Origin of the sequence: Bartonella sp. MR90HLJMH, assembly GCF_042194115.1 — a bacterium.
In the GTDB taxonomy this organism is placed as follows: Bacteria; Pseudomonadota; Alphaproteobacteria; order Rhizobiales; family Rhizobiaceae; genus Bartonella; species Bartonella grahamii.
The window spans coordinates 1-1,338 of record NZ_JBHIMM010000016.1; the positions used below are offsets into that span (position 1 = coordinate 1).

General features: G+C 38.6%; 1 protein-coding gene. It reads right to left on the reverse strand.

Annotation, left to right across the window (positions count from 1 at the left end; all coding sequences use genetic code 11):
• Positions 1 to 183 precede the first annotated feature (183 nt).
• Positions 184 to 1,338, reverse strand: a 1,155-nt coding sequence (locus ACFIJ9_RS08200) for a Vomp family autotransporter (RefSeq protein ID WP_375636669.1), incomplete at its 5' end; no start/stop codon positions are given.

Sequence of the window (1,338 nt, forward strand, 5' to 3'; positions counted from 1 at the left end):
ATATGGATTCTATTGTGATCTTTTTTCAACAAAAATATAGAAAAAGCTTCTATAAAACCTCAAAGTTTATAGCCTCATCAAATATTATGCTTATCTCTGGGTAAATACTGTGCGTCTGTAAAAAAAATCACCCTCATTTCAATCAATAAGGGTGAAAATTTTATTAAGTTTTCGTTGTTCGTATTATTTTATTTTCAGAGTGATTGCTCCACCTATTCCCCAGTGACCACCAGCACTCGTGGCAGAGAGATTAGAGCGGATTTTTCCGTTTTCAGATGTATAACCAGCACCAAGAGCAAATGCGGATTGTCCACGCCATGCGCCGCTACCAAATGAGACACTCAAAGATCCTGGTTCGTCGAAGTAACGTAGGTTGGACGCTGCTAGACCAACAGCTGCTGCTTGCCTTGCTTCTTTGCGTACACTCTTAATGTCATAACTTAAAATATTAAACTTCATATCTGTATATTGGTGAGCCCGATCAACGGCATCATCAATAGCATCGATAACGATATTATTCACTCGTTGATCTGTGTAATGCTTTGATTGATCAAGAACGATCTTCATCTGCTCTTGGGTATAGTCGTGAAGTTGACCACCATTTACAGCTTCTTTCGAACCTTGTTCAATACGACCATCCGCAACATTATCAATCATAACAGGTTCGCTTTCATTCCCACCTTGTAGAGTGATCTTATTGGTCTTTTTACCATCAGCATCTTTATCATAGTTAACTGCGCCATCAGAAAGATTATTAACCGTGTTTTCAATATTATCAACTCTGTTTTCAATATTGAAAACCGTTTCACCCATATCCGTAACCGTAGTGGAAATATTGTCGACTCTGTTTTCGATATGCTTAATATCTTTCTCAACGCCAGTGATCCGTTCGTTGGTCTGCCAAAGCTGTCCGCCATTGACTGCATCTTTTGAACCTTCTGCAATTTTACCATCTGCTACATTGATAATCTTACTTGGTTGACCATCGTGGCTAGCATCATAGGCTTTTTTCTGCTCATTCCAATTTAAACCATTGGACGAAACATTATTTTCAACATTTTGAATGCGATTGTTTATCTTGGACATACTCTCACTTACACCGTCAAAAGCATTGGCAACGTCATGATATGTCTTCTTCTCACCAGAACTACCGTCATTATTGAATTGTGCTATCTTGAAAGTAGGAGCGGTCCATTTTCCATCATTATAGCCAGCGCTACCACCAAAATACGCAGCAAGCTGATTACTCATCAAATAAAGTTGCGAACCATTTACAGCATCGGTTGAGTTAGCAGAAATATCTCCATTAGCAAGAAACTTAATTTTTCTATTGGTTCT